The organism is Cupriavidus cauae, from assembly GCF_026210475.1.
Taxonomy (GTDB): Bacteria; Pseudomonadota; Gammaproteobacteria; order Burkholderiales; family Burkholderiaceae; genus Cupriavidus; species Cupriavidus cauae.
The window spans coordinates 2,737,663-2,764,063 of record NZ_CP080293.1 but is presented as its reverse complement, the minus strand read 5'-3'; the positions used below and the strand labels follow the sequence as shown (position 1 = coordinate 2,764,063).

Here is a 26,401-nt window from a genome sequence, read left to right as displayed (position 1 = left end):
CTCAGATTTCGAGCGCCGCGAGCAGGTCCTGTTCAAGCTGGATTTCGAGCCGGTTGTCGGCGGCGAGTCGGCTGCCGTCGACGAGGAACATGTCCTCGACCCGTTCCCCCAGCGTGTTGATGCGTGCGGTATGCACGGAGATATGGTGGCGGCCCAGCACGCGGGCGATCGCGTACAGCAGGCCGGTGCGGTCGTTGGCAGACAGTTCGAGCAGGAAGTACTGGCCGCGCTCGTCGGGCCGCAGATCGACGCGCGGCTTGATCGGGAAGCTGCGCGACTGGCGCGACAGCCGGCCCTGCGACGGTTCCGGCAGCGGCGCCTGCTGCGCCAGCCGCTCGCACAGCTCGTGCTCGACCAGCGCGATGATGTCGCGGTACGTCTCGCGCCCGCCGCCGACGACGCCTGGATCGAACACCTGGAAGGTATCCAGCGCGTAGCCATGCCGCGTGGTATGGATCTTCGCCTCCTGGATCGAGAAGCCCTTGCGCTCGAAGTAGCCGCAGATGCGTGCGAACAGGTCGGGCTGGTCCTTGGCGTAGACCGCCACCTGCAGCCCCTCGCCGGCGGGCGACACGCGCGCCTTGACCACCGGCTGCTCGCTGTCGACACGGTCGGCCAGATGGCGCGTCAGCCAGGCGATGTCGCGCGCGTCGTGGCGCAGGAAGAAGGCCACGTCCAGCCGTTCCCACAGCGCCTCGGCGCGGGCCGGGTCGAAGGCCTGCAGCCGCAGTGCGGCGATGGTTTCCTCGCGCCGCTGCGCCCACAGCGAATGCGGATCGACGCGCGCGCCGCCGAGCACGCGCAGCGTGATGCGGTACAGGTCCTCCAGCAGCTTGCCCTTCCACGCGTTCCAGACCTTGGGACTGGTGCCGCGGATATCGGCCACCGTCAGCAGATACAGCGCGGTCAGATAGCGTTCGTTGCCGACCACGCGGGCGAAGGCATGGACCACCTCGGGGTCGGTCATGTCCTGCTTCTGCGCGACATGGCTCATGGTCAGGTGATGCTCGACCAGCCAGGCGATCAGGTTGGCGTCCTCGCGCGCGATGCCGTGCTGGCGGCAGAAGCGGCGCGCATCGGCGGTGCCGAGCTTGGAGTGGTCGCCGCCGCGGCCTTTGGCGATATCGTGGAACAGCGCCGCCAGCCATAGCACCCACGGCTTGTCGAAGTTCGCCATCAGCTGGCTGCAGAACGGGAACTCGTGGGTGTGCTCGACGATGGCGAACCGCCGCATGTTGCGCACGACCATCAGGATGTGCTGGTCCACGGTATAGACGTGGAACAGGTCGTGCTGCATCTGGCCGACGATGCGCCGGAAGTTGATCAGGTAGCGGCCGAGCACGCTGGTCTGGTTCATCAGCCGCAGCGCGTGCGTGATGCCCTGGGGCTCCTGGATGATCGCCAGGAACTGCTGGCGGTTGACCGGATCGTTGCGCCAGCGCGCGTCCATCACGGTGCGCGCGTTGTACAGCCCGCGCAGCGTGCGCGGCGACAGGCCCTTGACGCCCGGCGTGCGCTCGTACAGCAGGAACGTTTCGAGGATCGCGTGCGGATTGCGTTCGTACAGGTCGTCGCTGGTGATTTCCAGCATGCCCTGGCGCTCGACGAAACGCTCGTTGAGCACGCGCGTGACCTTCGACTCGCTGGGGAACAGCATCGCCTCGATATTGAGCAGCAGCACGCTGTTGAGCTGGGTCACCGCCTTGGCGGCCCAGTAGTAGCGCCGCATCAGCTGCTCGCTGGCGCGCTTGTTGGCGTTCTGCCGATAGCCGAAGGCCTCGGCCAGCGCGGTCTGCAGGTCGAACACCAGCACGTCCTGGCGGCGTCCGGCCAGCAGGTGCAGGCGGGCGCGGATGGTCTTGAGCAGGCGCTCGTTGCGCGTCAGTTCCTGCGCCTCGCGCTCGGTCAGCAGGCCCTTGTCGCGCAGCTCCTTCCAGCTGTCGCCGTAGCCCGCCGCCTGCGTCATCCACAGGATCACCTGCAGGTCGCGCAGGCCGCCCGGGCTTTCCTTGCAGTTCGGCTCGAGCGCGTAGGGCGTGTCCTGGTACTTGGCGTGGCGCTGGCGCAGTTCGAGCAGCTTGGCCTGGAAGAAGGCGCGCGGGTCCAGCTCGGCGCGATAGCGCGCCTGCAGCTCGGCGAACAGCGTGCGGTTGCCCGTCACCAGCCGGGCCTCGAGCAGCGCGGTGCGGATGGTCACGTCGGCGCGCGCCTCGCGCAGGCAATCGTCGACCGTGCGTACCGACGACCCGATTTCCAGTCCCAGGTCCCAGCACAGGCCGATGAACTTCTCCATGCGGCCGACGGTGTCGGCGTCCGGCTCGGCCGGCAACAGCAGCAGCACGTCGACGTCCGAATGCGGAAACAGCTCGCCGCGGCCATAGCCGCCCACGGCCACCAGCGCCATCCCGGCCGGCAGCCCGAGGCCGCGCCAGCATTCGACCAGCGCCTGGTCGACCGCCTGGCGCAGCCGCGTCAGCAGCGTGCCGACCTGGCCGCCGCCGGTGAAGGCGTCGAACAGCGCCTGCTTGCCGGCCTTGAGCCGGTCGCGCACGCGCGTGGCGAGCAGCAGTTCCGGAGAGGAATCCATGGCTGGGACGGGTTGGGTCGACATGGGTGAAGGAGGGCGCAGGTGGCGGCGAGGGCGGTGGCGACGTATGTCGGTGAACGGCGAATCGGCGCGACCCAAACGACAGGGGCGCCTCCCGGCGCCCCCTGCAATCAGGCCGCGAGCGTGTCGGTGATGAAGGCGGGCGGCGCCTGCGTGCCGGCCGAGACGGTCAGCACCTCGTAGCCGGTGTCGGTCACCAGCACGGTGTGTTCCCATTGCGCCGACAGGCTGCGGTCGCGCGTCTTGACCGTCCACTGGTCGGGCATCGTGCGGATGTCGCGCTTGCCGGCGTTGATCATCGGCTCGATCGTGAAGATCATGCCGGCCTGCAGCTCCATGCCGGTGCCCGGGCGGCCGTAGTGCAGGATCTGCGGGTCCTCGTGGAAGTTCTTGCCGATGCCGTGGCCGCAGTATTCGCGCACCACGCTGTAGCCGGCCGCCTCGGCGTGCTGCTGGATCACGTGGCCGATATCGCCGAGCTTCGCGCCAGGGCGCACCTGGGCGATGCCCTTCCACATGCATTCGAAGGTCACCTGGGTCAGGCGCTTGGCCAGGATCGAGCCCTCGCCGACGATGAACATCCGGCTGGTGTCGCCGTAATAGCCTTCCTTGGTGATCACCGTGATGTCCAGGTTCACCGCGTCGCCGTTCTTCAGCACGCGATCGCCCGGGATGCCGTGGCAGATCACGTCGTTGACCGAGGTGCAGATCGCGCCGGGGAAGGGCGGATAGCCCGGAGGCGCATAGTTCAGCGGCGCAGGCACCGTGCCTTGTACGTCACGCATATAGGCGTGGCACAGGCGGTCGAGTTCGCCGGTGGTGACGCCGGGCTTCACGAACGGCGTGATGTAGTCGAGGACTTCACTGGCCAGCCGGCAGGCGACGCGCATCTGGGCGATGTCTTCGGCGGTCTTCAAATGGATGCTCATGCTGCGACGCGGAAAAAGTGTCACGGGCGCCAAGTGGGGTTGGCGCCCGTTTCTGGATTGTCAAACCGGGATTATCGCACCATCGGGGGCCCGCCGCACCCCGCGGCGGCGAGAAGCCGGCGCCGCACCGTGACGGTGCCTCCTGGGATCGGCGACGTCGTGCGGGCTTGAGCGATGGCCGGGATGTTGCTACAATCGCGGGCTCGCTTGGCTTCGCCTCGCTTCACGGAGTCCTAATGTTAGGGATTTCGGCAATGCGCGATGGCGGTCCGGGCGGGTGCGGGAAGGCGCAGCATGCCAATCCCGCGAAATCGCGAGTCCGCCCATCCGGGGTGTTCCTGTTCAGGAATGTCGGGGCGGACTTCAGACCGAACCCTTTTGGAGAATTCAATGTCCGTCACCATGCGTGAAATGCTGGAAGCCGGTTGCCACTTCGGCCACCAGACCCGCTTCTGGAACCCCAAGATGGCCCCGTTCATCTTCGGCCATCGCAACAAGATCCACATCATCAACCTGGAAAAGACGCTGCCGATGTTCCAGGACGCGCTGAAGTATGTGCGTCAGCTGGCAGCGAATCGCGGCACCATCCTGTTCGTCGGCACCAAGCGCCAATCGCGCGAGATCCTGGCCGAGGAAGCTGGCCGTGCCGGCATGCCCTACGTCGACGCCCGCTGGCTCGGCGGCATGCTGACCAACTTCAAGACGGTCAAGACCTCGATCAAGCGCCTGAAGGACATGGAAGCCGCCAAGGAAGCCGGCGCGCTGGACACCATGAGCAAGAAGGAAGCGCTGATGTTCGAGCGCGAGATGGAAAAGCTCGAGAAGTCGATCGGCGGCATCAAGGACATGGGCGGCATTCCTGACGCGATCTTCGTGGTCGACGTCGGCTACCACAAGATTGCCGTGACCGAAGCCAACAAGCTGGGCATTCCGGTGATCGGCGTGGTCGATACCAACCACTCGCCGGACGGCATCGACTACGTGATCCCGGGTAACGACGACTCGAGCAAGGCGGTTGCGCTGTACGTGCGCGGCGTTGCCGACGCGATCCTGGAAGGCCGCGCCAACGCGGTGCAGGACGTGGTCGAGGCGGTCCGCGGCAGCGACGACTTCGTCGAAGTCGAGGAAGCCTGAGGTCGGGCCTGAAAGCCTGAAGGCCCGGACGGCCCTGACGGACCCGTGGCGCGCGGCGGCATCGTCGGCCGCGCGACCACCAGAAAAGGGGGCGACATGGTACGCCCCCTTTTTTGAATGCGCGCGGTCCGCGCGCAAGCCCGGCAACGGGCAGCAAGCAGCAAGCAGACAGGAATGATTGTCATCCGGCGTGGCTACGATCACGGCGGGTGAGTCTTTGAACACCACGCGGCCGGCCGCGGCGCGGGACTTCCAGTTCCGGCGGAATGGGCGGGGCGTGAACCAATCAAGGAGTGACAAATGGCGGCAATTACCGCAAGCATGGTGGCTGAACTGCGCGCGAAGACCGACGCGCCGATGATGGAGTGCAAGAAGGCCCTGACCGAGGCCGACGGCGACCTGGCCAAGGCCGAGGAGCTGCTGCGCGTCAAGCTGGGCAACAAGGCCAGCAAGGCCGCTTCGCGCGTGACTGCCGAAGGCGTGGTCGCTGCCTTCATCGACGGCACCACCGGTGCGCTGGTCGAACTGAACTGCGAGACCGATTTCGTCTCGAAGAACGACGACTTCCTGGGCTTCTCGGCCAAGGTCGCCGAGCTGGTCGCCAAGCAGAACCCGGCCGACGTGGCCGCGCTGTCGGCGCTGCCGCTGGACGGCCAGACCGTCGACCAGGTCCGTGCGGCGCTGATCGGCAAGATCGGCGAGAACATGACGATCCGCCGTTTCGCCCGCTATGCCGGCGGCGGCAAGCTGGTCTCGTACCTGCACGGCACCCGTATCGGCGTGATGGTCGAGTTCGACGGCGATGAAGTCGCCGCCAAGGACGTCGCCATGCACATCGCCGCGATGAAGCCGGTGGCGCTGTCGTCGGCCGACGTGCCGGCCGATCTGATCGCCAAGGAGCGCAGCATCGCCGAGCAGAAGGCTGCAGAGTCGGGCAAGCCGGCCGAGATCACCGCCAAGATGGTGGAAGGCTCGGTGCAGAAGTACCTGAAGGAAGTCTCGCTGCTGAACCAGCCGTTCGTGAAGAACGACAAGCAGACCGTCGAACAGATGCTCAAGGCCGCCAACACCACGGTCAAGGGCTTCACGCTGTACGTGGTCGGCGAGGGCATCGAGAAGCGCCAGGACGACTTCGCTGCCGAAGTGGCCGCGCAGGTCGCCGCCGCGCAGAAGGGCTGATATCCCGGGCGGGAGGCAGGCGCCGGTCTGGCGCCATGACGGCCCGCCGTATAATCCCGAGGGGCACCGCGAGGTGCCCCTCGGCACAAGAAGAGAGAACAATGGCGCGTGCCGCCCGAACGGCCGGCGCATGCGTCCAGCGCGTCGGTCTCGAAGCCGGCCGCGGAGCCCGTTTTCGCCGTCGCCCGTTTTGACTGGCATCGCCCCTTCGGGCCTGCCGACGCGCCCGGGCCACGGGGAAAGCCGGCTTGGTCCCGGCGGCATCCGCCCTCCGGGGCAAGGCCCAGATCGAAGACTCGAACCAGCCCGAGGGTGAATATGCCAGCCTACAAGCGCGTCCTTCTGAAACTGTCCGGTGAGGCCCTGATGGGCGACGATGCCTTCGGCATCAACCGGTCCACGATCGAAGGCATGGTCAATGATATTGCCGAGATCGTGAAGCTCGGCGTGCAGGTGGCAGTGGTGATCGGCGGCGGCAACATCTTCCGCGGCGTCGCCGGCGGCGCCGCCGGCATGGACCGCGCGACCGCCGACTACATGGGCATGCTGGCCACGATGATGAACGCGCTGGCGCTGCAGGACGCGATGCGGCACGCCAATATCGAGGGCCGGGTCCAATCGGCGCTGCGCATGGACCAGGTGGTGGAGCCCTATATCCGCCCCCGCGCGATCCGCCAGCTGGAAGAGGGCAAGGTGGTGATCTTCGCCGCCGGCACCGGCAACCCGTTCTTCACCACCGATACCGCGGCCGCGCTGCGCGGCTCCGAGATCGGCGCCGAGGTGGTGCTCAAGGCCACCAAGGTCGACGGCGTCTATACCGCCGATCCGAAGAAGGATCCCAGCGCCACGCGCTACACCACGATCAGCTTCGACGAGGCGATCTCCCGCAATCTGCAGGTGATGGACGCCACCGCCTTCGCGCTGTGCCGCGACCAGAAGCTGCCGATCAAGGTGTTCTCGATCGTCAAGCCGGGCGCGCTCAAGCGCGTGATCCTGGGCGAGGACGAGGGTACGCTGGTCCACGTTTGAGCCGCCGTGCGGGGCCGCCGCGAGGTGGCGCGCGCAACGGCACAGAGTAGAATGATTCGTTTTCGGCCCCGCCCGCCGGGGTCATGGCAGCCAGTTTTCCGGAGGTTATGATGAGCGTCGCCGACATCAAGAAGAGCGCCGAGCAGAAGATGCAGAAGACCATCGAAGCGTTCAAGGCCGATCTGGCCAAGATCCGCACGGGTCGTGCCCACACCGGTCTGCTCGACCATGTCCAGGTCGAATACTACGGTTCGCCGGTGCCCATCAGCCAGGTCGCCAATATCGGCCTGGCCGATGCCCGCACCATCAGCGTGCAGCCGTGGGAAAAGAAGATGGTCGGCGCGGTCGAGAAGGCCATCCGCGACGCCGACCTGGGCCTGAACCCCGCCACCATGGGCGAGGTCATCCGCGTGCCGATGCCGCCGCTGACCGAGGAGCGCCGCAAGGAGCTGACCAAGGTCGTCAAGGGCGAGGGCGAGAGCGCCAAGGTGGCGGTGCGCAATCTGCGCCGCGACGCGAACGAACAGTTCAAGAAGCTGGTCAAGGACAAGAGCATCTCGGAAGACGACGAGCGTCGCGGCCAGGACGAGGTGCAGAAGCTGACCGACCGCTATGTCGCCGAGATCGACAAGCTGGTCGCCGAGAAGGACAAGGAGATCATGACGGTCTGAGCCGCGGCGCCGCTCGCCAGTCCCGCCGTGGGCTGGCGCGGCGACGCCGTCGGGGACCCGTCCACCACCATGCACATCAGTTCCACACTCGCCATCCCCGAAACCGGTTACGTACCGGCCCACGTCGCCATCATCATGGATGGCAACGGGCGCTGGGCCACGCAGCGGCATCTGCCGCGGGTCGCCGGCCATAGCCGCGGCCTGGATGCGGTACGTACCGTGGTGGAGGCGTGCGCGGTGCGAGGGGTCAAGTACCTGACGCTGTTCGCCTTCAGTTCCGAAAACTGGCGGCGGCCGGCCGACGAGGTCACCTTCCTGATGCGGCTGTTCATGATGTCGCTGCGGCGCGAGGTGGTGAAGATGCACGCCAACAATATCCGCCTGAAGGTGGTTGGCGATCTGAGTCGCTTCAGCCCGCGCATCCAGCAGCTGATCGCCGACGCCGAGCGCCGCACCGCGGGCAATACCGGCCTGACGGTGACCATCGCCGCCAATTACGGCGGCCGCTGGGACCTGCTGCAGGCGGTGCGCAAGATGCTGCTGCAGCAGCCGATGCTCGACCCCTCGACGATCGAGGAATCGACGCTGGCGCCGCACCTGGCGATGGCCTACGCGCCGGAGCCAGACCTGTTCATCCGCACCGGCGGGGAACAGCGCATCAGCAATTTCCTGCTGTGGCAGCTCGCCTATTCCGAGCTCTATTTCACCGACGTGTTCTGGCCCGACTTCGACGCGGCCGAACTGGACAAGGCGTTCGCCTCGTACCGGCAGCGCGAACGGCGTTTCGGCCGCACCAGCGCGCAGGTCGTGGCGCCGTCCGGGCTGTCCGGCACCGCCTGAGCGGGCCGGCCGCTCGCCATCGAACCAACCGGGACTCGCAGCGCATGCTTCTTACCCGTGTCATCACCGCCCTGTGCCTGTTGCTGCTGATCCTGCCGATCCTGTTCCTGGCGCCGCCCGCGGCGCTGGCCGGCCTGATGGCGGTGATCGTGGCGCTGGCCGCCTGGGAATTCGGCCGCCTGCTCGGCCTGCGCGGCGCGGGCCCGTGGATCTACGCGATCGCCTGCGTGGTCGCGATGATCGCCTGGCATGACCTGCCCGCGCGCGGCGCCATGCTGTGGCTGATGCAGGCCGCGGTGGTCGCCTGGGGCGTCGCCATCGTGCTGCTGGCGCGCGGCGTGCGCAAGGCCACGCCGGCCTTCGCGATCGTTGCCGGCCTGGTCGGCCTGGTGATCCTGCCCGCCTTCGGCCATGCCGCGATGCTGCTGCGCGGCCTCGGCGTGGGCGTGCTGCTGTCGGCCGCGGCGCTGGTCTGGGCCGCCGATATCGGCGCCTATTTCGTCGGCAAGGCGATCGGCCGCCGCAAGCTGGCGCCGTCGATCAGCCCCGGCAAGTCGTGGGAGGGCGCGATCGGCGGCTGGCTGTTCGCGCTCGCCGTGGCGCTGTCGCTGGCGGCCACCCACGCCTTCGCGCCGACCTGGTTCGATCGTGTGGCCGACCGCAACGGCCTGCTGGTGGTGGCGCTGCTGACCACGCTGATGGTGATCGCCAGCGTGGTGGGCGACCTGTTCGAATCGCTGCTCAAGCGGCAGGTCGGCAAGAAGGACAGCAGCCGGCTGCTGCCCGGCCACGGCGGCGTGCTCGACCGCATCGACGCGCTGCTGCCGGTGCTGCCGCTGGCCGCGCTGCTGATCCTGTATCTCTGATTTTCCCCAGGCCTCTTTCATGCGTCGCATTACCGTCCTAGGCGCCACCGGCTCGATCGGCGACAGCACGCTGGACGTGATCCGGCGCCATCCCGAGCGCTACGCCGTGCATGCGCTGACCGCGCATCGCCAGATCGACAAGCTGGCCGAGCGCTGCGCCGAGTTCCGCCCGGCGCGGGCGGTGGTCGGCAGCGAGAGCGCGGCCGTCGAGCTGCGCGAGCGGCTGCGCGTAGCCGGCGTGGGCACCGAGGTGCTGCACGGCGACGCGGCGCTGGCCGAGGTCGCCGCCGATGGCGAGGCCGATACCGTGATGGCCGCCATCGTCGGCGCCGCCGGGCTGCGGCCGACGCTGGCCGCGGCGCGGGCCGGCAAGCGCGTGCTGCTGGCCAACAAGGAGGCGCTGGTGATGTCCGGCGCCATCTTCATGGACGCGGTGCGCGAGCACGGCGCGACGCTGCTGCCGATCGACAGCGAGCACAACGCGATCTTCCAGTGCCTGCCGTTCGACGATCCGCGCTATCGGGCCGGCGTCGCCCGCGTGGTGCTGACCGCCTCGGGCGGGCCGTTCCGCACGCGCGATCCGGCCTCGCTGCACGACATTTCCCCCGACGAGGCCTGCGCCCATCCGAACTGGGTGATGGGGCGCAAGATCTCGGTCGATTCGGCGACGATGATGAACAAGGGCCTCGAGGTGATCGAGGCCCACTGGCTGTTCGGCGCGCCGGCCGAGCGCATCGAGGTGCTGATCCACCCGCAGAGCATCGTCCATTCGATGGTCGCGTACGCCGACGGCTCGGTGCTGGCGCAGCTGGGCAACCCCGACATGCGCACGCCGATCGCCTATGGGCTGGCCTATCCCGAGCGCATCGACGCCGGCGTCTCGCCGCTGGACCTCGTCGCGGCCGGCACGCTGGCCTTCGAGACGCCGGACCTGCAGCGCTTCCCGTGCCTGGCGCTGGCCTTCGATGCGCTGCGCGCCGGCGGGGTGGCACCGGCGGTGCTGAACGCCGCCAACGAGATCGCGGTCGACAGCTTCCTGCAGGGCGCGATCCGCTTCACCGATATCGCCGGCGTTGTCGCGCGGGTGCTCGAGCAGGGGCCGCGCCATGCGGCCGATTCGCTCGACGCCGTGCTGCAGGCCGACCAGCAGGCCCGCGCGCTGGCCCGGACGCTGGTGCAGGCGGGCGGGCGGGCAAGTGCCGGCGCGAGGGCGGGTGCCAACGTCGGCACCAGCGCTGGCAACAACGCCGGCAACAACGCGGGCAACAACGCCGGCAACAACGCGGGCACCAACGCCGGCGCGGCCACGCCGAGCTGAACCGGACCGCCGCCATGCAGACCATCCTCGCCTTCATCGTTGCGCTCGGCATCCTGATCTACGTGCACGAGATGGGCCACTACCTGGCCGCGCGCGCCTGCGGCGTCAAGGTGCTGCGTTTCTCGATCGGCTTCGGCCGTCCGCTGCTGCGCTGGGTCTCGCGCCATCGCGACCGCACCGAATGGACGCTGGCGGCGATTCCACTGGGCGGCTACGTCAAGATGCTCGACGAGCGCGAACGCGATCCCGAGCGCGATCCTCCCTTCGATCCGGCCGACCTGCCGCGCGCCTTCAACCGGCAGCCGGTCGGCAAGCGCATCGCCATCGTCGCGGCCGGGCCGGTCGCCAATTTCCTGCTGGCGATCGTGCTGTATTTCACGCTGTTCGCCGGCGGCATGCAGGAGCCCGCGCCGGTGCTGGCCGCTCCGGTCGCCGGTACGGCTGCGGCGCAGGCGGGCGTGCGCGACGGCGACCGCGTGCTCGCGCTGAGCGCCAACGACGAGACCGAGACGGTGCGCTCGTGGAACGATCTGCGCATGGCCGTGATGGCGCAGGGCTTCGACGGTGCCGGCGCGGTGCTGCGCGTGCGCGGGGCCGACGGCGCCGACCGCGACCTGACCATTGCGCGGCTGCCCAATACCGGCGGCGATCCGCAGCGCGATCCGCTGGCCACGCTGGGGCTCGCGCTCAAGGGCGGGCCGGTGACGATCAGGGAGGTGTTGCCCGATTCGGCCGCCGAACGCGCGGGCCTGCGCGCCGGCGACCGCGTGCTGGCGTGGCAGGGCGAGCCCATCCGCCAGGCCGATCAGCTGATCCGCGCGGTGCGCGCGAATCCGGGCGCGCATGCGACGCTGTCGATCGAACGCGAAGGCCGGACGCTGCAGGTGCCGGTCAAGGTCGACGCGGTGCCGGCCGAGGGCGAAGGGCCGGGCGAGGGCGGCAGCAAGGCCGCCACGGCCGGCAAGCTGGGCGCCGCGCTGGCGCAGGCGGTGCAGATGGAGACCGTGCGCGATGCCCCGCTGCAGGCGCTGGTCCGTGCCGGACAGCAGGTGTGGGACACCAGCGTGCTGTCGCTGAAGCTGCTCGGCCGCATGCTGATCGGCCAGGCTTCGCTGCAGAACCTCAGCGGTCCGCTGACCGTCGCCGACTACGCGGGCAAGGCCGCGAACCTCGGCTGGCAACCGTTCGTCGGCTTCCTGGCGCTGGTCAGCGTCAGCCTCGGCGTATTGAATTTGTTACCCATTCCGGTATTGGACGGGGGGCATTTGCTGTATTATTGCGTTGAATTTTTGACTGGCAGGCCCGTTCCAGACCACTGGCAGGCTGTGCTGCAGAAGGTCGGCATTGCCTGCATCTTGCTCCTGACTTCTCTCGCCTTGTTCAACGACGTCAGCCGCCTGTTTCTCGCGCGCAGCTAGAATCCGGTGCGCAACGACGTAGCGGCGTGCTGTGGCACCGGCCACGGCGTACCGTTGCGGACCTCGTCGCGAGGCCGCCCGGCGAAGCATCAGAGCCCAATCCTGCATGGAATCAAAGAGGGGATCAAGATTGATCAGACATAAGCGCATCTCGCTTAGCATGCTGGCGAGTGCCATCATCGCGGCCTGGGCACCGGCGGGCTGGGCCGCGGATCCGTTTGTGGTCAGGGATATTCGGGTTGAAGGTCTGCAGCGGGTAGAACCCGGCACGGTCTTCGGCTATCTGCCAGTCAAGGTAGGCGAGACCTTCACCGACGACAAGGGCGCCGACGCGATCCGCGCGCTCTACAACACCGGCTTCTTCAAGGACGTGCAGATCCGCGCCGAGGATGGCGTGCTGGTCGTCCACGTCGAGGAACGCCCGGCCATCTCGCAGCTCGAGTTCGTCGGCATCAAGGAATTCGACAAGGACACGCTGCGCCGTTCGCTGCGGGCCGTCGGCGTGGCCGAGGCGCGCTACTACGACCGCGCGCTGATCGACAAGGCCGAGCAGGAACTGAAGCGCCAGTACGTCGCGCGCGGCTACTACGCGGCCGAGGTGCAGACCACGATCACGCCGGTGGACCGCAACCGCGTCTCCGTCGTGTTCAACGTCGACGAAGGCCCGATCGCCAAGATCCGGCAGATCAATATCGTCGGCAACAAGGCCTTCAAGGAAGGCACGCTGCGCGACGAGATGCAGCTGTCCACGCCGAACTGGCTGTCCTGGTACACCAAGAACGACCTGTACTCGAAGCAGAAGCTGACGGCCGACCTCGAGGCGCTGCGCTCGTTCTACCTGAACCGCGGCTATCTCGAGTTCGCGATCGAATCGACCCAGGTGTCGATCACGCCGGACAAGAAGGACATCTACCTGACGCTGAACATCAAGGAAGGCGACCAGTACAAGGTGTCCGACATCCGCCTCGCCGGCGAGCTGCTCGGCAAGCAGGAAGAAATGGAGAAGCTGCTGACCCTGAAGAAGGGCGACATCTTCTCGTCGGAAAAGCTGACGCAGAGCACCAAGGCCATCACCGACCTGATGGGCACCTACGGCTATGCGTTCACCACCATCAATCCGCAGCCGCAGATCGACCGCGAGAAGCGCGAGGTCGCGCTGACGCTGATGGTCGACCCGGGTCGCCGCGTCTACGTGCGCCGCGTCAACGTGGTCGGCAACAGCAAGACCCGCGACGAGGTGGTGCGCCGCGAGATGCGCCAGATGGAAAGCTCGTGGTTCGACAGCGAGAAGCTGACGCAATCGCAGGCCCGCATCAACCGCACCGGCTACTTCACCGACACCAACATCACCACCGAGGACGTGCCGGGCGCGCCCGACCAGGTCGATGTGAACGTCAACGTCACCGAGAAGCCGACCGGCCAGATCAGCCTGGGCATGGGCTTCTCGTCGACCGACAAGCTCGTGCTGCAGGCCGGCCTGCGCCAGGACAACGTGTTTGGTTCGGGTACCAGCCTGGGCCTGGACGTCAACACCGCGAAGTCGTTCCGCACGATTGCCCTGACGCAGTACGACCCGTATTTCACCGTCGACGGCATCAGCCGCTCCACCGACATCTACTACCGGACCTCGCGCCCGCTGTACTACATCGGCGACCAGGACTACCGCATCGTGTCGACCGGCGGCGGCTTCAAGTTCGGCGTGCCGTTCTCGGAGAACGACACGGTGTTCTTCGGCATCGGCTACGAGCGGACCGAACTGACGGTGTCGAACAACACGCCGATTCAGTACCAGCGCTGGGTACGCGAGAACGGCGACGTCACCAACAACTTCCCGTTCACGATCGGCTGGGCACGCGATCGCCGCGACAGCGCGCTGATCCCGACCAAGGGTCCGTACACGCAGGCCAACCTCGAAGTCGGCCTGCCCGGCATCGGCGATACGCAGTACTACCGCGCCACGCTGCAGCAGCAGTACTACTATCCGCTGTCGAAGGCCTTCACGCTGGCGTTCAACGGCGAGATCGCCTACGGCCACGGCTATGCCGGCAAGGACTTCCCGGTCTTCAAGTACTTCTACGCCGGCGGTATCGGCTCGGTGCGCGGCTACCAGACCAGCACGCTGGGCCCGAAGGACCAGAACGGCAACCCGATCGGTGGTGCCTCGAAGGTGATCGGCAACGTCGAATTCATCTTCCCGCTGCCGGGCTCCGGCGTGGACCGCACGCTGCGGCTCTTTACGTTCTTTGATTTCGGTAACGTGTACCAGGAAGGCGAGGCGCCGCGCTTCAGCGATCTGCGGTATTCGACCGGCCTTGGCCTGTCGTGGCTGTCGCCGATCGGTCCGCTGAAGGTCAGCGTGGGCTTCCCGCTCAAGCGCGAAGAGGGCGACCGCACCCAGCGCTTCCAGTTCCAGATCGGTACCGCGTTCTGACAGAGGTCGATTCATGAAAAATACAACCCGCATCATCCAATCGTTTGCCGTCGCCGCCGCGGCGGCGGCCGCACTGGCGGTGGCCGCGCCCGCCGGCGCGCAGGAAACCCGCATCGCCGCCGTCAATTCCGAGCGCATCCTGCGCGATTCGCAGCCGGCCAAGCAGGCTCAGGTCAAGCTGGAGCAGGAGTTCTCCAAGCGCGACCGCGAGCTGCAGGACATGGCCCAGAAGATCAAGGGCATGGCCGACCGGCTCGACAAGGACACCGCCGTGCTGGCGGACGCAGACCGCCAGCGCCGCCAGCGCGAGCTGGCCGATCTGGACCGCGAATTCCAGCGCAAGCAGCGCGAGTTCCGCGAGGACCTGAACCAGCGCCGCAACGAGGAACTGGCGCAGGTGCTCGAGCGCGCCAACCGCGTGATCCGGCAACTGGCGGAGCAGCGCAAGTACGATCTGATCGTGCAGGAAGCCGTCTACGTCAATCCGCGCATCGACATCACCGACGATGTGATGAAGGCCCTGAACGCCGGCGGCAAGTAAGCCGTCCGCGTTCGTCGTTCCAGGAAGTACCGCGATGAAGACACCCACACTGGGTCAGCTCGCCACGGACACCGGCGCGCAAGTTGTGGGTGATCCCACGCTGGCCGTGCGCGGCCTCGCGCCGCTCGACCAGGCCGGGGAAGGGCAGCTGTCCTTCCTGTCCAATCCGCTGTATCTGCCGCAGGCGCTGACCTCGTCGGCCGCCGCGGTGATCGTCTCGCCGGCCGACCTCGAGCGCATCCGAGAGCAAGGCCACGCCGACGGCCGCAACTGGCTGGTCGCGCGCAATCCTTACGTCTGCTTCGCCCGCATCGCGCAGCAGTTCGACCGCGCCGCCAACCACGACCCGCGCACCGGCATCGATCCGCGCGCCAGCGTCGCCGACGATGCGGTGGTCCCCGCCTCCTGCTATATCGGCCCCAATGTCGTGATCGAAGCCGGCGCCCGGCTCGGCGAGCGCGTGCGCGTGCTGGCCAACACCTATATCGGCGCGGGCGCGCAGATCGGCGACGACACGCTGCTGTTCGCCAACGTATCGATCTATCACCGCTGCGTGGTCGGGCAACGCTGCATCGTCCACAGCGGCGCGGTGATCGGCGCCGACGGTTTCGGTTTTGCGCCGGACATCCGCCCGGATGGCGTCGAATACGTCAAGATTCCGCAGACCGGCCGCGCGGTGCTCGGCGACGATGTCGAGATCGGCGCCAACACCGCGGTCGACCGCGGCGCGATGGGCGACACCGTGATCGAGGAAGGCTGCAAGATCGACAACCAGGTCCAGATCGCGCATAACGTGCGCGTCGGCGCCCACACCGTGATCGCCGGCTGCGCCGCGGTGGCCGGCAGCACCCGGATCGGCCGCTTCTGCATGATCGGCGGCTCGGCCAATTTCGCCGGCCATCTGCAGATCGCCGATCGCACCACGGTATCAGGCGGGACCTCGATCACCAAATCGATCGCCAGGCCGGGCCAGCACTTCACCAGCGTGTTTCCCTTCCTGCCGCATGGCGACTGGGAGCGCAACGCCGCCATCGTGCGGGGGCTGTCCAAGCTGCGCGAGCGCGTGATGCAGCTGGAGAAGCGCCTGCGCGGGCAGGGCCCGGACGCCACGACAAAGAATACGGAAGAGAAATCATCATGACCGCCACCGACATCGACATCCGCCAGATCCTGAAGCTGTTGCCGCATCGCTACCCGATCCTGCTGGTGGACCGCGTGCTCGAGTTCGAGCCGCAGAAGCGCATCAAGACGCTGAAGAACGTCACCATCAACGAGCCGTACTTCCAGGGCCATTTCCCCGGCGCGCCGGTGATGCCGGGCGTGATGATCCTCGAAGCGCTGGCGCAGTCGGCCGGCCTGCTGACCTTCGGCGCCGACATGGAGCGCAAGGAAGGCTCGCTGTACTACTTCGTCGGCATCGACGGCGCCCGCTTCAAGCAGGTGGTCTATCCGGGCGACCAGCTGCATATGCATGTCTCGGTCGAACGCTATATCCGCGGCATCTGGAAATTCAAGGCCTACGCGACTGTCGAAGACAAGGTCGCCTGCGAGGCCGAACTGATGTGCACCGTCAAGCAGGCCGACGCCTGAAGACACGGCGCCAGGCGCCGTCTTGACGCGGCGTCCGCCACGGCGGACGCGCCGCCCACCCCAAGATCGATAGGACTTTCACGCATGACGCAAATCCATCCCACCGCCCTGGTCGACCCGAAGGCCGAACTGGCGGCCGACGTCAGCGTCGGACCGTTTTCCATCGTCGGTCCCCATGTGCGGATCGGCAGCGGTACCGTGATCGGTGCGCATACCACGATCGAAGGCCATACCACCGTCGGCGCGGACAACCGCATCGGGCCGTACGCCTCGGTCGGCGGCGCGCCGCAGGACATGAAGTACCGCGACGAGCCGACCCGGCTGGTGATCGGCGACCGCAACCGCATCCGCGAATTCACCACGATCCATACCGGCACGGTACAGGACGAGGGCGTGACCAGCATCGGCAACGACAACTGGATCATGGCGTACGTGCATATCGCGCACGATTGCCGCGTCGGCAACCACACCGTCTTCTCGAGCAATGCGCAGATCGCCGGCCACGTGCAGGTCGGCGACTGGGCCATCCTCGGCGGCATGAGCGGGGTGCACCAGTTCGTGCGCATCGGCGACCACGCGATGCTGGGCGGCGCCTCGGCGCTGGTGCAGGACGTGCCGCCGTTCGTGATCGCGGCCAGCGACAAGAACGGCAACAAGGCCACGCCGCACGGCATCAACGTCGAAGGGTTGCGCCGCCGCGGTTTCGACGCCGGCCAGATCGCCGCGCTGCGCCAGGCCTACAAGCTGCTGTACAAGTCGGACCTGGGCTTCGACCAGGCCCAGGCCGAGATCGGCCAGATGCTGGCCCAGGCCGATGCGAGCACCGCCGTGCCGCTGCGCGCCTTCCTCGACTTCATCGCCGCGACCAAGCGCGGCATCGTGCGCTGAAGCCCGGCGTCGCCATGGCCGACGCGAAAATGCAGCCGATTCCGGTATTCGAATCCCAGGCCGCCGCGGCCCCATCGGCGCTGTCCGACCTGCGTGGCGAGATTGCGATGGTGGCCGGCGAGGCCTCGGGCGACCTGCTTGCCTCGCTGCTGTTGTCGGGGCTGCGGGCCCGGCTCGGCGACGCGGTGTCCTACTCGGGCATCGGCGGCGCGCGCATGATGTCGCAGGGCTTCGTCTCCCATTGGCCGATGGAGATCCTGTCGGTCAACGGCTATGTCGAGGTGCTGGGCTCGCTGCGCGAGATTCTCGCCACGCGGCGCGCGATCCGCGACAGGCTGCTGGCCGATCCGCCGCTGTGCTTCATCGGCGTCGACGCGCCCGACTTCAATTTCGGCCTGGAGGTGCCGCTGCGCCGCGCCGGCATCCCGGTCGTGCACTTCGTCAGCCCGTCGATCTGGGCCTGGCGGGGCGGGCGCATCCGCACCATCGCGAAAGCCGTCGACCATATCCTCTGCCTGTTCCCGTTCGAGCCCGAGATCTACGCCAAGGCCGGCATCGCCGCGACCTATGTCGGCCATCCGCTGGCCGACGTGATTCCGATGGTGCCCGACGTCGACGGCGCGCGCGCCAGGCTGGGCCTGCTTCCCGGGCGCCGCGTGGTAGCGGTGCTGCCGGGAAGCCGGCAGTCCGAGGTCCGGCACCTGGGCGCGACGTTCTTCGCCGCGATGGCGCAGATGCGGCAGATGGACAACGCGCTGGCCTTCGTGGTGCCGGCGGCCAATGCGTCGCTACGGGCCGTGATCGAATCGCATGCCAGCGAATATCCCGAACTCGATGTCACCATCGTCGACGGCCAGTCGCACCTGGCGATGGAGGCGGCCGACGTGGTGCTGCTCGCCAGCGGCACCGCGACGCTGGAGGCGGCGCTGTACAAGAAGCCGATGGTGATTTCGTACAAGGTGCCCTGGCTGACCGCGCAGATCATGAAGCGGCAGGGCTATTTGCCCTATGTCGGCCTGCCGAATATCCTGTCGGGACGCTTCGTCGTTCCAGAGCTGCTGCAGGACGACGCCACGCCCGAGGCGCTGGCGCGCGAGACGCTGCTGCAGCTGAACGACCAGGACAACACCGCCTTCCTGTACGAGCACTTTACGCAGATGCACCAGACCCTGCGCCGCAATACCGCCGATATCGCCGCCGACGTGGTGGTCGATCTGCTGCGCAGCCGGAGGGCCGGCTGATGGTGCGGCTGCCTGCGCGCAATCCCGGCAGCGGTGCCGCCGCCGGAACTGCCACTGGCGCCGCCAAGGCCGGCAAGACCGGCGCGAAGACCAGGGCCGCCACGGCCGCGAAGGCAACGAGGCCCGGCAAGGCCGCCAAGGCCGCCGCCGCCGAAGCGCAGCTGGGCCTGTCGCTGTCGCCCGCCGCGGCGATGGCGCAGCGGCTGTGCGGCGTCGACGAGGCCGGACGCGGGCCGCTGGCCGGTCCGGTGTTTGCCGCCGCGGTGGTGCTCGATCCGGCCCGGCCGATCGAGGGCCTGGCCGACTCCAAGATCCTGACCGCGGCCCGGCGCGAGGCGCTGTTCGACGAGATCCGCTCGCGCGCGATGGCCTGGCATATCGCCTTTGCCACGGTCGAGGAGATCGACACGCTGAACATCCTGCACGCGACGATGCTGGCGATGCAGCGCGCGGTCCACGGCCTGGCCGCCTGCGGCATCGCGCCGGACCTGGTGCAGGTCGACGGCAACCGCTGCCCGCACGTGCCGTATCCGGTCGAGGCGGTCATCAAGGGCGATGCCACTGTGCAGGCGATCTCGGCGGCATCGATCCTCGCCAAGGTCGCCCGCGATCGCGAACTGGTCGCGCTGCACGCGCAATATCCCGAATACGGCTTCGACAGCCACGTCGGCTACGGCACGCCGCAGCATCTGCTGGCGCTGGCGCGCTTCGGCGCCACGCCGCATCACCGCCGCTCGTTCGCGCCCGTGCGCGAGGCCCTGCTGCGCGGGCCGTTGGGCGCCGACGCCATGCTGCCGGTCGGCGAGCTGGACGCGGCGGCCGCGGGACTGCGGCCTTCGCCCGACGAACTGGCCGAGACCATCGATGCCTTCGACGCGCTCGATGCGATGGAAGCGATCGACGACGCCATCGGCGCGGCCGTCAGCCCCGGGCCGGCGCTGTCCTGAGCCGCTGCGGCATAACTTGGTGGCATAACCCCTGCGGCATAACGTAGAACCACGTGGATTAACGTGAAGCACGTCAGCTCGCGCGACAACGCGCTGTTCAAGCATCTGAAGGCCCTGACCGGCTCGACCCATCAGCGGCGCAAGGCCGGCCAGTCGGTACTCGACGGCGTGCATCTGGCCGACGCCTATCTGGCTGCGCTCGGCCAGCCGGTCAGCTGCGTGGTGTCCGAGCGCCATCTCGATCATCCCGAGGTCGCCGCGCTGCTGGCCCGCATCGACGAGCAGCGCGTCGTGGTGCTGGCGGACGCGCTGTTCGCGCAGATCACCGGCGTGGTCAACGGCATTGACCTGATGCTGGTGATCGATACCCCGGCGGGCCATCTGCCCGCGCGCATCGACACCGACTGCATCGTGCTGGACGGCGTGCAGGATGCCGGCAACGTCGGCTCGATCCTGCGCAGCGCCGCGGCGGCCGGCATCCAGCATGCGTTCCTCGGTACCGGCTGCGCCTTCGCGTGGTCGACGAAGACGCTGCGCGCGGCGATGGGCGCCAACTTCCACCTGAATATCGTCGAGCACTGCACGGTCGAGATGCTGGCGCCGCGGCTCGCGGTGCCGCTGCTGGCGACCTCGTCGCACGCGGATGCGGCGCTGTTCGATACGGACCTGCGCGGGCCGGTCGGCTGGGTGGTCGGCAACGAAGGGGCGGGGGTCAGCGCGCAATGGATGGCGCTGGTGCAGCGCACGGTCGGGATTCCGCAGCCCGGCGGGCTCGAATCGCTGAACGTCGCCGCGGCTACCGCGGTGTGCCTGTTCGAGGCGGTGCGGCAGCGGCGGGGGTAGGGCGCTCGTCGGCGTCGACACTCGGCTGCTCCCCTCTACCGCAGGGGCGGGAGAGGGAGGCAACCCAATGCTCGATCAATAATTGTCCCGATCGACCTTGATCTCCTGCAGGATCGTGGTGGCGATTTCCTCGATCGACTTGTGCGTCGACGACAGCCATTTGATCCCCTCGCGGCGCATCATGATCTCGGCTTCGTTGACCTCATAGCGGCAATTTTCCAGCGAGGCGTATTTGCTGCCGGGACGGCGCTCATTGCGGATTTCCGACAGCCGCTGCGGGTCGATCGACAGGCCGAAGATCTTTGGCTTGAAATCGTACAGCGCGGACGGCAGCTTGCCGCGTTCGAAATCGTCGGGGATCAGCGGGTAATTGGCCGCCTTCAGGCCATATTGCATCGCCAGATACAGGCTGGTCGGGGTCTTGCCGCTGCGCGAGACACCCACCAGGATCACGTCGGCCTCGGCCAGATTCTTGTGCGACTGGCCGTCGTCGTGGGCCAGCGAGAAATTGATGGCCTCGATCCGGTTCTTGTACGCCTCGGTATCGGCATTCTGGTGAAAGCGCCCGATCGCATGGGTCGATTTCAGGCCCAATTCCTTTTCGAGCGGCTCGATAAAGGTCTGGAACATGTCCAGAATCATGCCCTTGGCGCGGCGCAGCGCCTTGTTCGACTCGGCATTGACCAGCGTGGTGAAGACGATCGGCGGAACGCCTTCGGCATGGAAGGCCTCGTTGATCTTGCCGACCGCCATATGCGCCTTTTCCGGCGTATCGATAAAGGGCATTCGCACCTTGCGAAAGCGCATCTCGAACTGGGCCAGGATCGAATGACTGAAAGTTTCGGCGGTGATCCCGGTGCCGTCCGAGACGATAAATACGGTGCGGACGGCGGGCTTGTCGGCGCGCGGCGCGGCGGGGGAATCCATGTCTGAACAATTATTTGGGGCCTGCCGCACGCGAAAGTGCGGTGCGGCACGGTAGAATAGCGGCGATCTTTTCGCTAAGCAATTGCACGGCGCGCCACGCGCGGGACGATTCGAAGCGGGATTGTCGACAAAATGGCTCGACAGCATTCCGCCGATTCCATCGACCCGATCCGTCGCGAAGGGCGCGATGACCGCAATGACCGCAATGAGCGCGATGGCCGACCGGATGTCTCGATCGATATCGAAACCACGGTCCCCCGTGCCCCGGATTGTTTAGCAAAGCGATCCGCCCGGTAGCAGAACTCCAACCACATTCCGGCGTGAGCGACAGGTTTCCTACTTTGTTTTGAGGCATTTATGACCAACCTGGCAAATGACGGCGCCTACGTGCTGCCGTTCGAGCAGTTGCGCATGGCGGATGTGGAAGTGGTGGGGGGCAAGAATTCGTCGCTCGGCGAAATGATCTCCCAGCTGGCAGGCGCCGGCGTGCGCGTGCCCGGCGGCTTCGCCACCACCGCGCTGGCCTTCCGCGACTTCCTGGCCCACAACAACCTGACCCAACGCATCTCCGATCGCCTGAAGGCGCTCGACGTCGACGACGTCAAGGCGCTGGCCGAGGCCGGTGCCGAGATCCGCAACTGGGTCGCCACCGCACCGTTCCAGCCGCGCCTGGAACAGGAAATCCGCGAGCACTACGCCCGCGTCGCGGAGCGCGAGGGCGCCGAAGCGTCGTTCGCGGTGCGCTCGTCGGCGACCGCCGAGGACCTGCCCGACGCCTCGTTTGCCGGCCAGCAGGAGTCCTACCTGAACGTCAGCGGCATCGAAGACGTGCTCGACAAGATCAAGCACGTGTTCGCCTCGCTGTACAACGACCGCGCGATCTCCTACCGCGTGCACAAAGGCTTCGCCCATGACGTGGTGGCGCTGTCGGCCGGCGTGCAGCGCATGGTCCGTTCGGACCTGGCCGCGTCGGGCGTGATGTTCACCATCGACACCGAATCGGGCTTTCCCGACGTGGTCTTCATCACCTCCAGCTACGGCCTGGGCGAAACGGTGGTGCAGGGCGCGGTCAATCCGGACGAGTTCTACGTCTTCAAGCCGACGCTGCAGGCCGGCAAGTACCCGATCATCCGCCGCTCGATCGGCTCGAAGCTGATCAAGATGGAATTCACCGCGCCGGGCGAAGCCGGCCGCGTCAAGACCGTCGACGTGCCGAGCGAACTGCGCAACCGCTACTCGATCACCGACGAGGACGTCTGCGAGCTGGCGCGCTACGCGATGACCATCGAGAAGCATTACGGCCGCCCGATGGACATCGAGTGGGGCAAGGACGGCAAGGACGGCAAGATCTACATCCTGCAGGCGCGTCCCGAGACCGTGAAGAGCCAGTCGGCCGGCAAGGCCGAGCAGCGCTTCAAGCTCAAGGGCACCTCGGCGGTGCTGGCCACCGGCCGCGCCATCGGCCAGAAGATCGGCACGGGTCCGGTCCGCGTGATCAACGACCCCAGCGAGATGGAGCGCGTGCAGCCTGGCGACGTGCTGGTTGCCGACATGACCGACCCGAACTGGGAACCGGTGATGAAGCGCGCTTCGGCCATCGTGACGAACCGCGGCGGCCGCACCTGCCACGCCGCGATCATCGCGCGCGAGCTGGGTGTGCCCGCCGTGGTCGGCTGCGGCGACGCCACCGATGTGCTGAAGGACGGCACGCTGGTCACCGTCTCGTGCGCCGAGGGCGACGAGGGCCGCATCTACGACGGCCTGCTCGAGACCGAGGTCACCGAGGTGCAGCGCGGCGAGATGCCGGAGCTCGACGTCAAGATCATGATGAACGTCGGCAATCCGCAGCTGGCCTTCGACTTCGCGCAGATCCCGAACAGCGGCGTGGGCCTGGCCCGCCTCGAATTCATCATCAACAACAACATCGGCGTCCACCCGAAGGCCATCCTCGACTATCCGCAGGTCGACTCCGACCTGAAGAAGGCCGTCGAGAGCGTGGCCCGCGGCCATGCCAGCCCGCGCGCCTTCTACATCGACAAGCTGGCCGAAGGCATCGCCACCATCGGCGCCGCCTTCTATCCGAAGCCGGTGATCGTGCGCCTGTCGGACTTCAAGTCCAATGAGTACAAGAAGCTGATCGGCGGCTCGCGCTACGAGCCGGACGAGGAAAACCCGATGCTGGGCTTCCGCGGCGCCTCGCGCTATATCGCCGAGGACTTCGCCGAGGCGTTCGAGATGGAATGCAAGGCCATGAAGCGCGTGCGCGACGAAATGGGCCTGACCAACGTCGAGATCATGGTGCCGTTCGTGCGCACGCTGGGCCAGGCCGAGAAGGTCGTCGACCTGCTCGCCAAGCACGGCCTGAAGCGCGGCGAGAACGGCCTGCGCGTGATCATGATGTGCGAGGTGCCGTCCAACGCGATCCTGGCCGAGGAGTTCCTGCAGTACTTCGACGGCTTCTCGATCGGCTCGAACGACCTGACGCAGCTGACGCTGGGCTTGGACCGCGATTCGGGCATGGAGCTGCTGGCCAAGGACTTCGACGAGCGCGATCCCGCGGTGCGTTTCATGCTGTCGCGCGCGATCTCGACCGCGCTGCGGCTGAACAAGTATGTCGGCATCTGCGGCCAGGGCCCGTCCGACCATCCGGACTTCGCCGCCTGGCTGGCCAAGGAAGGCATCAAGTCGATCTCGCTGAATCCCGATTCGGTGATCGACACGTGGCGGCAGCTGGCGTCGTAAATTCGATCGACAACGCCAGTCAACGGCACCGTCAGCCGCACCCTACCTCGGTCGGGTGCGGCCATGCCCCCGCAGGCGCCACGGCGCCGCGGGGGTTTTTCGCTTTGGCAGGGCGCGCCCGCGGTCGATGCACATGGGGCCGCGCCCGGCATCAGAACAAGAACAGCAACAACGATATCGAGGGGTGAATCGCCATGGCGGACTACCACATCTGGTTCGGCCTTGCGGTCCTGCTGGTCATTGCGGAACTGGCCAGCCTGACGCTGTATCTGCTGATGGTCGCGCTGGCGGCCGTGGCCGCGGGCATCGCGGCGCTGTCGGGGCTCGGCGTCGCGGCGCAGTTCGGCGTCGCGGCGGTGGTCGCGCTGGTCGGCTTCGCGGCGCTGCGGCGCTCGCGCTTTGGCCGCGCGCGGCGCGGGGCGGCCGCCACCGATCCGAACGTCAATCTCGATATCGGCCAGGAGCTCGATGTACCGGCCTGGGATGCCGATCGGCGTGCCCGGGTGCCGTATCGCGGCGCGCAGTGGCAGGTCGAGCTGGGCGCGCCCGGCGAGGCCCTGCCGGGCCGCTATCGCATCGTCGAGGTCCGCGGTAATACGCTGGTCGTGGTGCCGCGCTAGGCTGCCGCGGGGCAGCACCGCCTTCGTTTTCCCTTCAAGCAACCGATGGAGTCCCCATGCTAGACGTCGCCGGCAGCGTGCTGCCTCTCCTGGTCCTGATCGCCGTGATCGTGCTGCTCGCGCAGAGCTTCAAGATCGTGCCGCAGCAGCACGCCTGGGTGCTCGAGCGCCTGGGCAAATATCGCGCGACGCTGACTCCCGGGCTCAACGTGGTGCTGCCGTTCATCGATCGCGTCGCCTACAAGCACATCCTGAAGGAAATCCCGCTCGACGTGCCCAGCCAGGTCTGCATCACCAAGGACAACACGCAGCTGCAGGTCGACGGCGTGCTGTACTTCCAGGTCACCGACCCGATGAAGGCGTCCTACGGCTCGAGCAACTTCGTCGTCGCGATCACGCAGCTGGCGCAGACCACGCTGCGCTCGGTGATCGGCAAGATGGAACTCGACAAGACCTTCGAGGAGCGCGAGTTCATCAACCACAGCATTGTCAATGCGCTGGACGAGGCGGCCTCGAACTGGGGCGTCAAGGTGCTGCGCTACGAGATCAAGGACCTGACGCCGCCGAAGGAGATCCTGCATGCGATGCAGGCGCAGATCACGGCGGAGCGCGAGAAGCGGGCGCTGATCGCTGCCTCGGAGGGGCGCCGGCAGGAGCAGATCAACCTGGCTTCGGGCGCGCGCGAGGCGGCGATCCAGCAGTCGGAGGGCGAACGCCAGGCGGCGATCAACCAGGCGCAGGGCGAGGCCGCGGCGATCCTGGCGGTGGCCGAGGCCAATGCGCAGGCGATCGAGAAGATCGGCCGCGCGATTCGCGCGGAGGGCGGCGTCGAGGCGGTGAACCTGAAGGTCGCCGAGGAATACGTGAGCGCGTTCGCCAATCTGGCCAAGACCGGCAATACGCTGATCGTGCCGGGCAACCTTGGCGAAATGAGTTCGATGGTGGCGTCGGCGCTGCAGATCGTCAAAAGCCAGAAGAACGCGGGCTAGCTGATTCAGCGACAAGCCAGGCTAGCCCGGCAGGGCGGAGGAGAGGACCGGGCGGCGGGACTTATTCCTTGCCGCCGCTCTTGATGATCCGCGCCTTCTCGCGCTGCCAGTCGCGGTCCTTCTCGGTCTCGCGCTTGTCGAACAGCTTCTTGCCCTTGGCCAGGCCGATCTCGCATTTGACGCGCCCGCGCGTGTAATGCAGGTTCAGCGGCACAAGCGTATAGCCGCGCTGCTCGACCTTGCCGATCAGCTTGCGGATCTCGTCGGCCTTGAGCAGCAGCTTGCGGGTGCGCACCGGATCGGGCTTGACGTGCGTGGAGGCGCTCTGCAGCGGGCTGATATGCGCGCCGATCAGGAACAGCTCGGCGTCGCGCACCACCACATAGCCTTCCTTGATCTGCACGCGCCCGGCCCGGATCGCCTTGACCTCCCAGCCTTCGAGCACGATGCCGGCTTCGTATCGCTCCTCGATGAAATAGTCGAAGAAGGCCTTCTTGTTGTCTGCGATGGTCATGCGTGGTGGTGGATGGTAGGGTGCGGCGGCGCCGTGCTGCGGGCCCCGCCGGTTTGGCGACCGCCGGTGGCGGCCGCTGGTACGATGACTGGCGCCGCGGCCGATGGCGGCGTTCCGGCCGGAGGGTGCGCCAGGG

At 67.3% G+C, this 26,401-nt stretch carries 22 protein-coding genes and 1 pseudogene; 19 read left to right on the top strand and 4 right to left on the bottom strand.

Features of this window, described 5'->3' with window-relative positions:
• Position 1 precedes the first annotated feature (1 nt).
• On the bottom strand, positions 2 to 2,587 hold the full coding sequence (locus tag KZ686_RS12380; protein WP_265632515.1) for a [protein-PII] uridylyltransferase: 2,586 nt from the start codon (positions 2,585 to 2,587) through the stop codon (positions 2 to 4).
• A 131-nt stretch (positions 2,588 to 2,718) separates the two neighbouring features.
• Positions 2,719 to 3,537, bottom strand: a complete 819-nt coding sequence (gene map / locus KZ686_RS12375; RefSeq protein WP_265632514.1) for a type I methionyl aminopeptidase — start codon at positions 3,535 to 3,537, stop codon at positions 2,719 to 2,721.
• A gap of 390 nt (positions 3,538 to 3,927) precedes the next feature.
• Here map and rpsB point away from each other — a divergent pair, with 390 nt between their 5' ends.
• From rpsB to KZ686_RS12295, 16 genes and pseudogenes are all read left to right on the top strand, one after another.
• Positions 3,928 to 4,671: a 30S ribosomal protein S2 gene (gene rpsB, locus KZ686_RS12370; RefSeq protein WP_053821659.1), complete on the top strand. Its 744-nt coding sequence runs from the start codon at positions 3,928 to 3,930 to the stop codon at positions 4,669 to 4,671.
• A gap of 300 nt (positions 4,672 to 4,971) precedes the next feature.
• Positions 4,972 to 5,850 (top strand): translation elongation factor Ts, encoded by an 879-nt coding sequence (gene tsf / locus KZ686_RS12365; RefSeq protein WP_064577112.1) that lies wholly within the window; start codon positions 4,972 to 4,974, stop codon positions 5,848 to 5,850.
• Positions 5,851 to 6,168: 318 nt separating this feature from the next.
• Complete coding sequence (gene pyrH, locus KZ686_RS12360; RefSeq protein WP_006578101.1) at positions 6,169 to 6,879, top strand: UMP kinase; 711 nt, start codon at positions 6,169 to 6,171, stop codon at positions 6,877 to 6,879.
• Positions 6,880 to 6,989: 110 nt separating this feature from the next.
• Complete coding sequence (frr, locus tag KZ686_RS12355) at positions 6,990 to 7,550, top strand: ribosome recycling factor (RefSeq protein ID WP_149319031.1); 561 nt, start codon at positions 6,990 to 6,992, stop codon at positions 7,548 to 7,550.
• Between the two features lie 69 nt (positions 7,551 to 7,619).
• Positions 7,620 to 8,390, top strand: coding sequence for an isoprenyl transferase (locus KZ686_RS12350; RefSeq protein ID WP_149319030.1), 771 nt, complete (start codon positions 7,620 to 7,622; stop codon positions 8,388 to 8,390).
• Between the two features lie 44 nt (positions 8,391 to 8,434).
• Positions 8,435 to 9,256 carry a phosphatidate cytidylyltransferase gene (locus tag KZ686_RS12345; protein ID WP_149319029.1) on the top strand — a complete coding sequence of 274 codons (822 nt, stop codon included), beginning with the start codon at positions 8,435 to 8,437 and terminating at the stop codon, positions 9,254 to 9,256.
• A 19-nt stretch (positions 9,257 to 9,275) separates the two neighbouring features.
• Positions 9,276 to 10,472 (top strand): annotated as a pseudogene (gene ispC / locus KZ686_RS12340) (1-deoxy-D-xylulose-5-phosphate reductoisomerase); the annotation flags it as partial.
• A gap of 116 nt (positions 10,473 to 10,588) precedes the next feature.
• Entirely contained in the window at positions 10,589 to 11,992 is a 1,404-nt protein-coding gene (gene rseP, locus KZ686_RS12335) for an RIP metalloprotease RseP (RefSeq protein WP_265632513.1), read from the top strand.
• Between the two features lie 130 nt (positions 11,993 to 12,122).
• Complete coding sequence (gene bamA / locus KZ686_RS12330) at positions 12,123 to 14,423, top strand: outer membrane protein assembly factor BamA (RefSeq protein ID WP_043438778.1); 2,301 nt, start codon at positions 12,123 to 12,125, stop codon at positions 14,421 to 14,423.
• A gap of 13 nt (positions 14,424 to 14,436) precedes the next feature.
• Positions 14,437 to 14,964 carry an OmpH family outer membrane protein gene (locus KZ686_RS12325; RefSeq protein ID WP_149319026.1) on the top strand — a complete coding sequence of 176 codons (528 nt, stop codon included), beginning with the start codon at positions 14,437 to 14,439 and terminating at the stop codon, positions 14,962 to 14,964.
• Positions 14,965 to 14,998: 34 nt separating this feature from the next.
• Entirely contained in the window at positions 14,999 to 16,105 is a 1,107-nt protein-coding gene (gene lpxD / locus KZ686_RS12320) for a UDP-3-O-(3-hydroxymyristoyl)glucosamine N-acyltransferase (RefSeq protein ID WP_265632512.1), read from the top strand.
• Positions 16,102 to 16,554, top strand: a complete 453-nt coding sequence (fabZ, locus tag KZ686_RS12315; RefSeq protein WP_149319024.1) for a 3-hydroxyacyl-ACP dehydratase FabZ — start codon at positions 16,102 to 16,104, stop codon at positions 16,552 to 16,554. The genes lpxD and fabZ overlap by 4 nt, the downstream gene beginning before the upstream one ends.
• A gap of 84 nt (positions 16,555 to 16,638) precedes the next feature.
• Positions 16,639 to 17,442, top strand: a complete 804-nt coding sequence (lpxA, locus tag KZ686_RS12310; RefSeq protein ID WP_149319023.1) for an acyl-ACP--UDP-N-acetylglucosamine O-acyltransferase — start codon at positions 16,639 to 16,641, stop codon at positions 17,440 to 17,442.
• A 107-nt stretch (positions 17,443 to 17,549) separates the two neighbouring features.
• On the top strand, positions 17,550 to 18,683 hold the full coding sequence (lpxB, locus tag KZ686_RS12305) for a lipid-A-disaccharide synthase (protein WP_265633477.1): 1,134 nt from the start codon (positions 17,550 to 17,552) through the stop codon (positions 18,681 to 18,683).
• Positions 18,684 to 18,874: 191 nt separating this feature from the next.
• Complete coding sequence (gene rnhB / locus KZ686_RS12300) at positions 18,875 to 19,630, top strand: ribonuclease HII (RefSeq protein WP_265633476.1); 756 nt, start codon at positions 18,875 to 18,877, stop codon at positions 19,628 to 19,630.
• 63 nt (positions 19,631 to 19,693) lie between these two features.
• Positions 19,694 to 20,473, top strand: a complete 780-nt coding sequence (locus KZ686_RS12295; protein WP_149319021.1) for a TrmH family RNA methyltransferase — start codon at positions 19,694 to 19,696, stop codon at positions 20,471 to 20,473.
• A gap of 75 nt (positions 20,474 to 20,548) precedes the next feature.
• Here the strand turns inward: KZ686_RS12295 and ppsR are convergent, their stop codons facing one another.
• Positions 20,549 to 21,400: a posphoenolpyruvate synthetase regulatory kinase/phosphorylase PpsR gene (ppsR, locus tag KZ686_RS12290; protein ID WP_149319020.1), complete on the bottom strand. Its 852-nt coding sequence runs from the start codon at positions 21,398 to 21,400 to the stop codon at positions 20,549 to 20,551.
• A 357-nt stretch (positions 21,401 to 21,757) separates the two neighbouring features.
• Here ppsR and ppsA point away from each other — a divergent pair, with 357 nt between their 5' ends.
• From ppsA to KZ686_RS12275, 3 genes are all read left to right on the top strand, one after another.
• A complete protein-coding gene (ppsA, locus tag KZ686_RS12285; protein WP_265632511.1) occupies positions 21,758 to 24,142 on the top strand; it encodes a phosphoenolpyruvate synthase in 2,385 nt (794 codons plus the stop codon).
• Positions 24,143 to 24,336: 194 nt separating this feature from the next.
• On the top strand, positions 24,337 to 24,762 hold the full coding sequence (locus tag KZ686_RS12280; RefSeq protein ID WP_226108854.1) for an NfeD family protein: 426 nt from the start codon (positions 24,337 to 24,339) through the stop codon (positions 24,760 to 24,762).
• A gap of 56 nt (positions 24,763 to 24,818) precedes the next feature.
• Positions 24,819 to 25,751: an SPFH domain-containing protein gene (locus tag KZ686_RS12275; RefSeq protein WP_265632510.1), complete on the top strand. Its 933-nt coding sequence runs from the start codon at positions 24,819 to 24,821 to the stop codon at positions 25,749 to 25,751.
• A gap of 61 nt (positions 25,752 to 25,812) precedes the next feature.
• On the opposite strand, the gene smpB is transcribed toward KZ686_RS12275, so the two are convergent.
• Positions 25,813 to 26,265 (bottom strand): SsrA-binding protein SmpB, encoded by a 453-nt coding sequence (gene smpB / locus KZ686_RS12270; protein ID WP_006579356.1) that lies wholly within the window; start codon positions 26,263 to 26,265, stop codon positions 25,813 to 25,815.
• Positions 26,266 to 26,401: the final 136 nt, after the last annotated feature.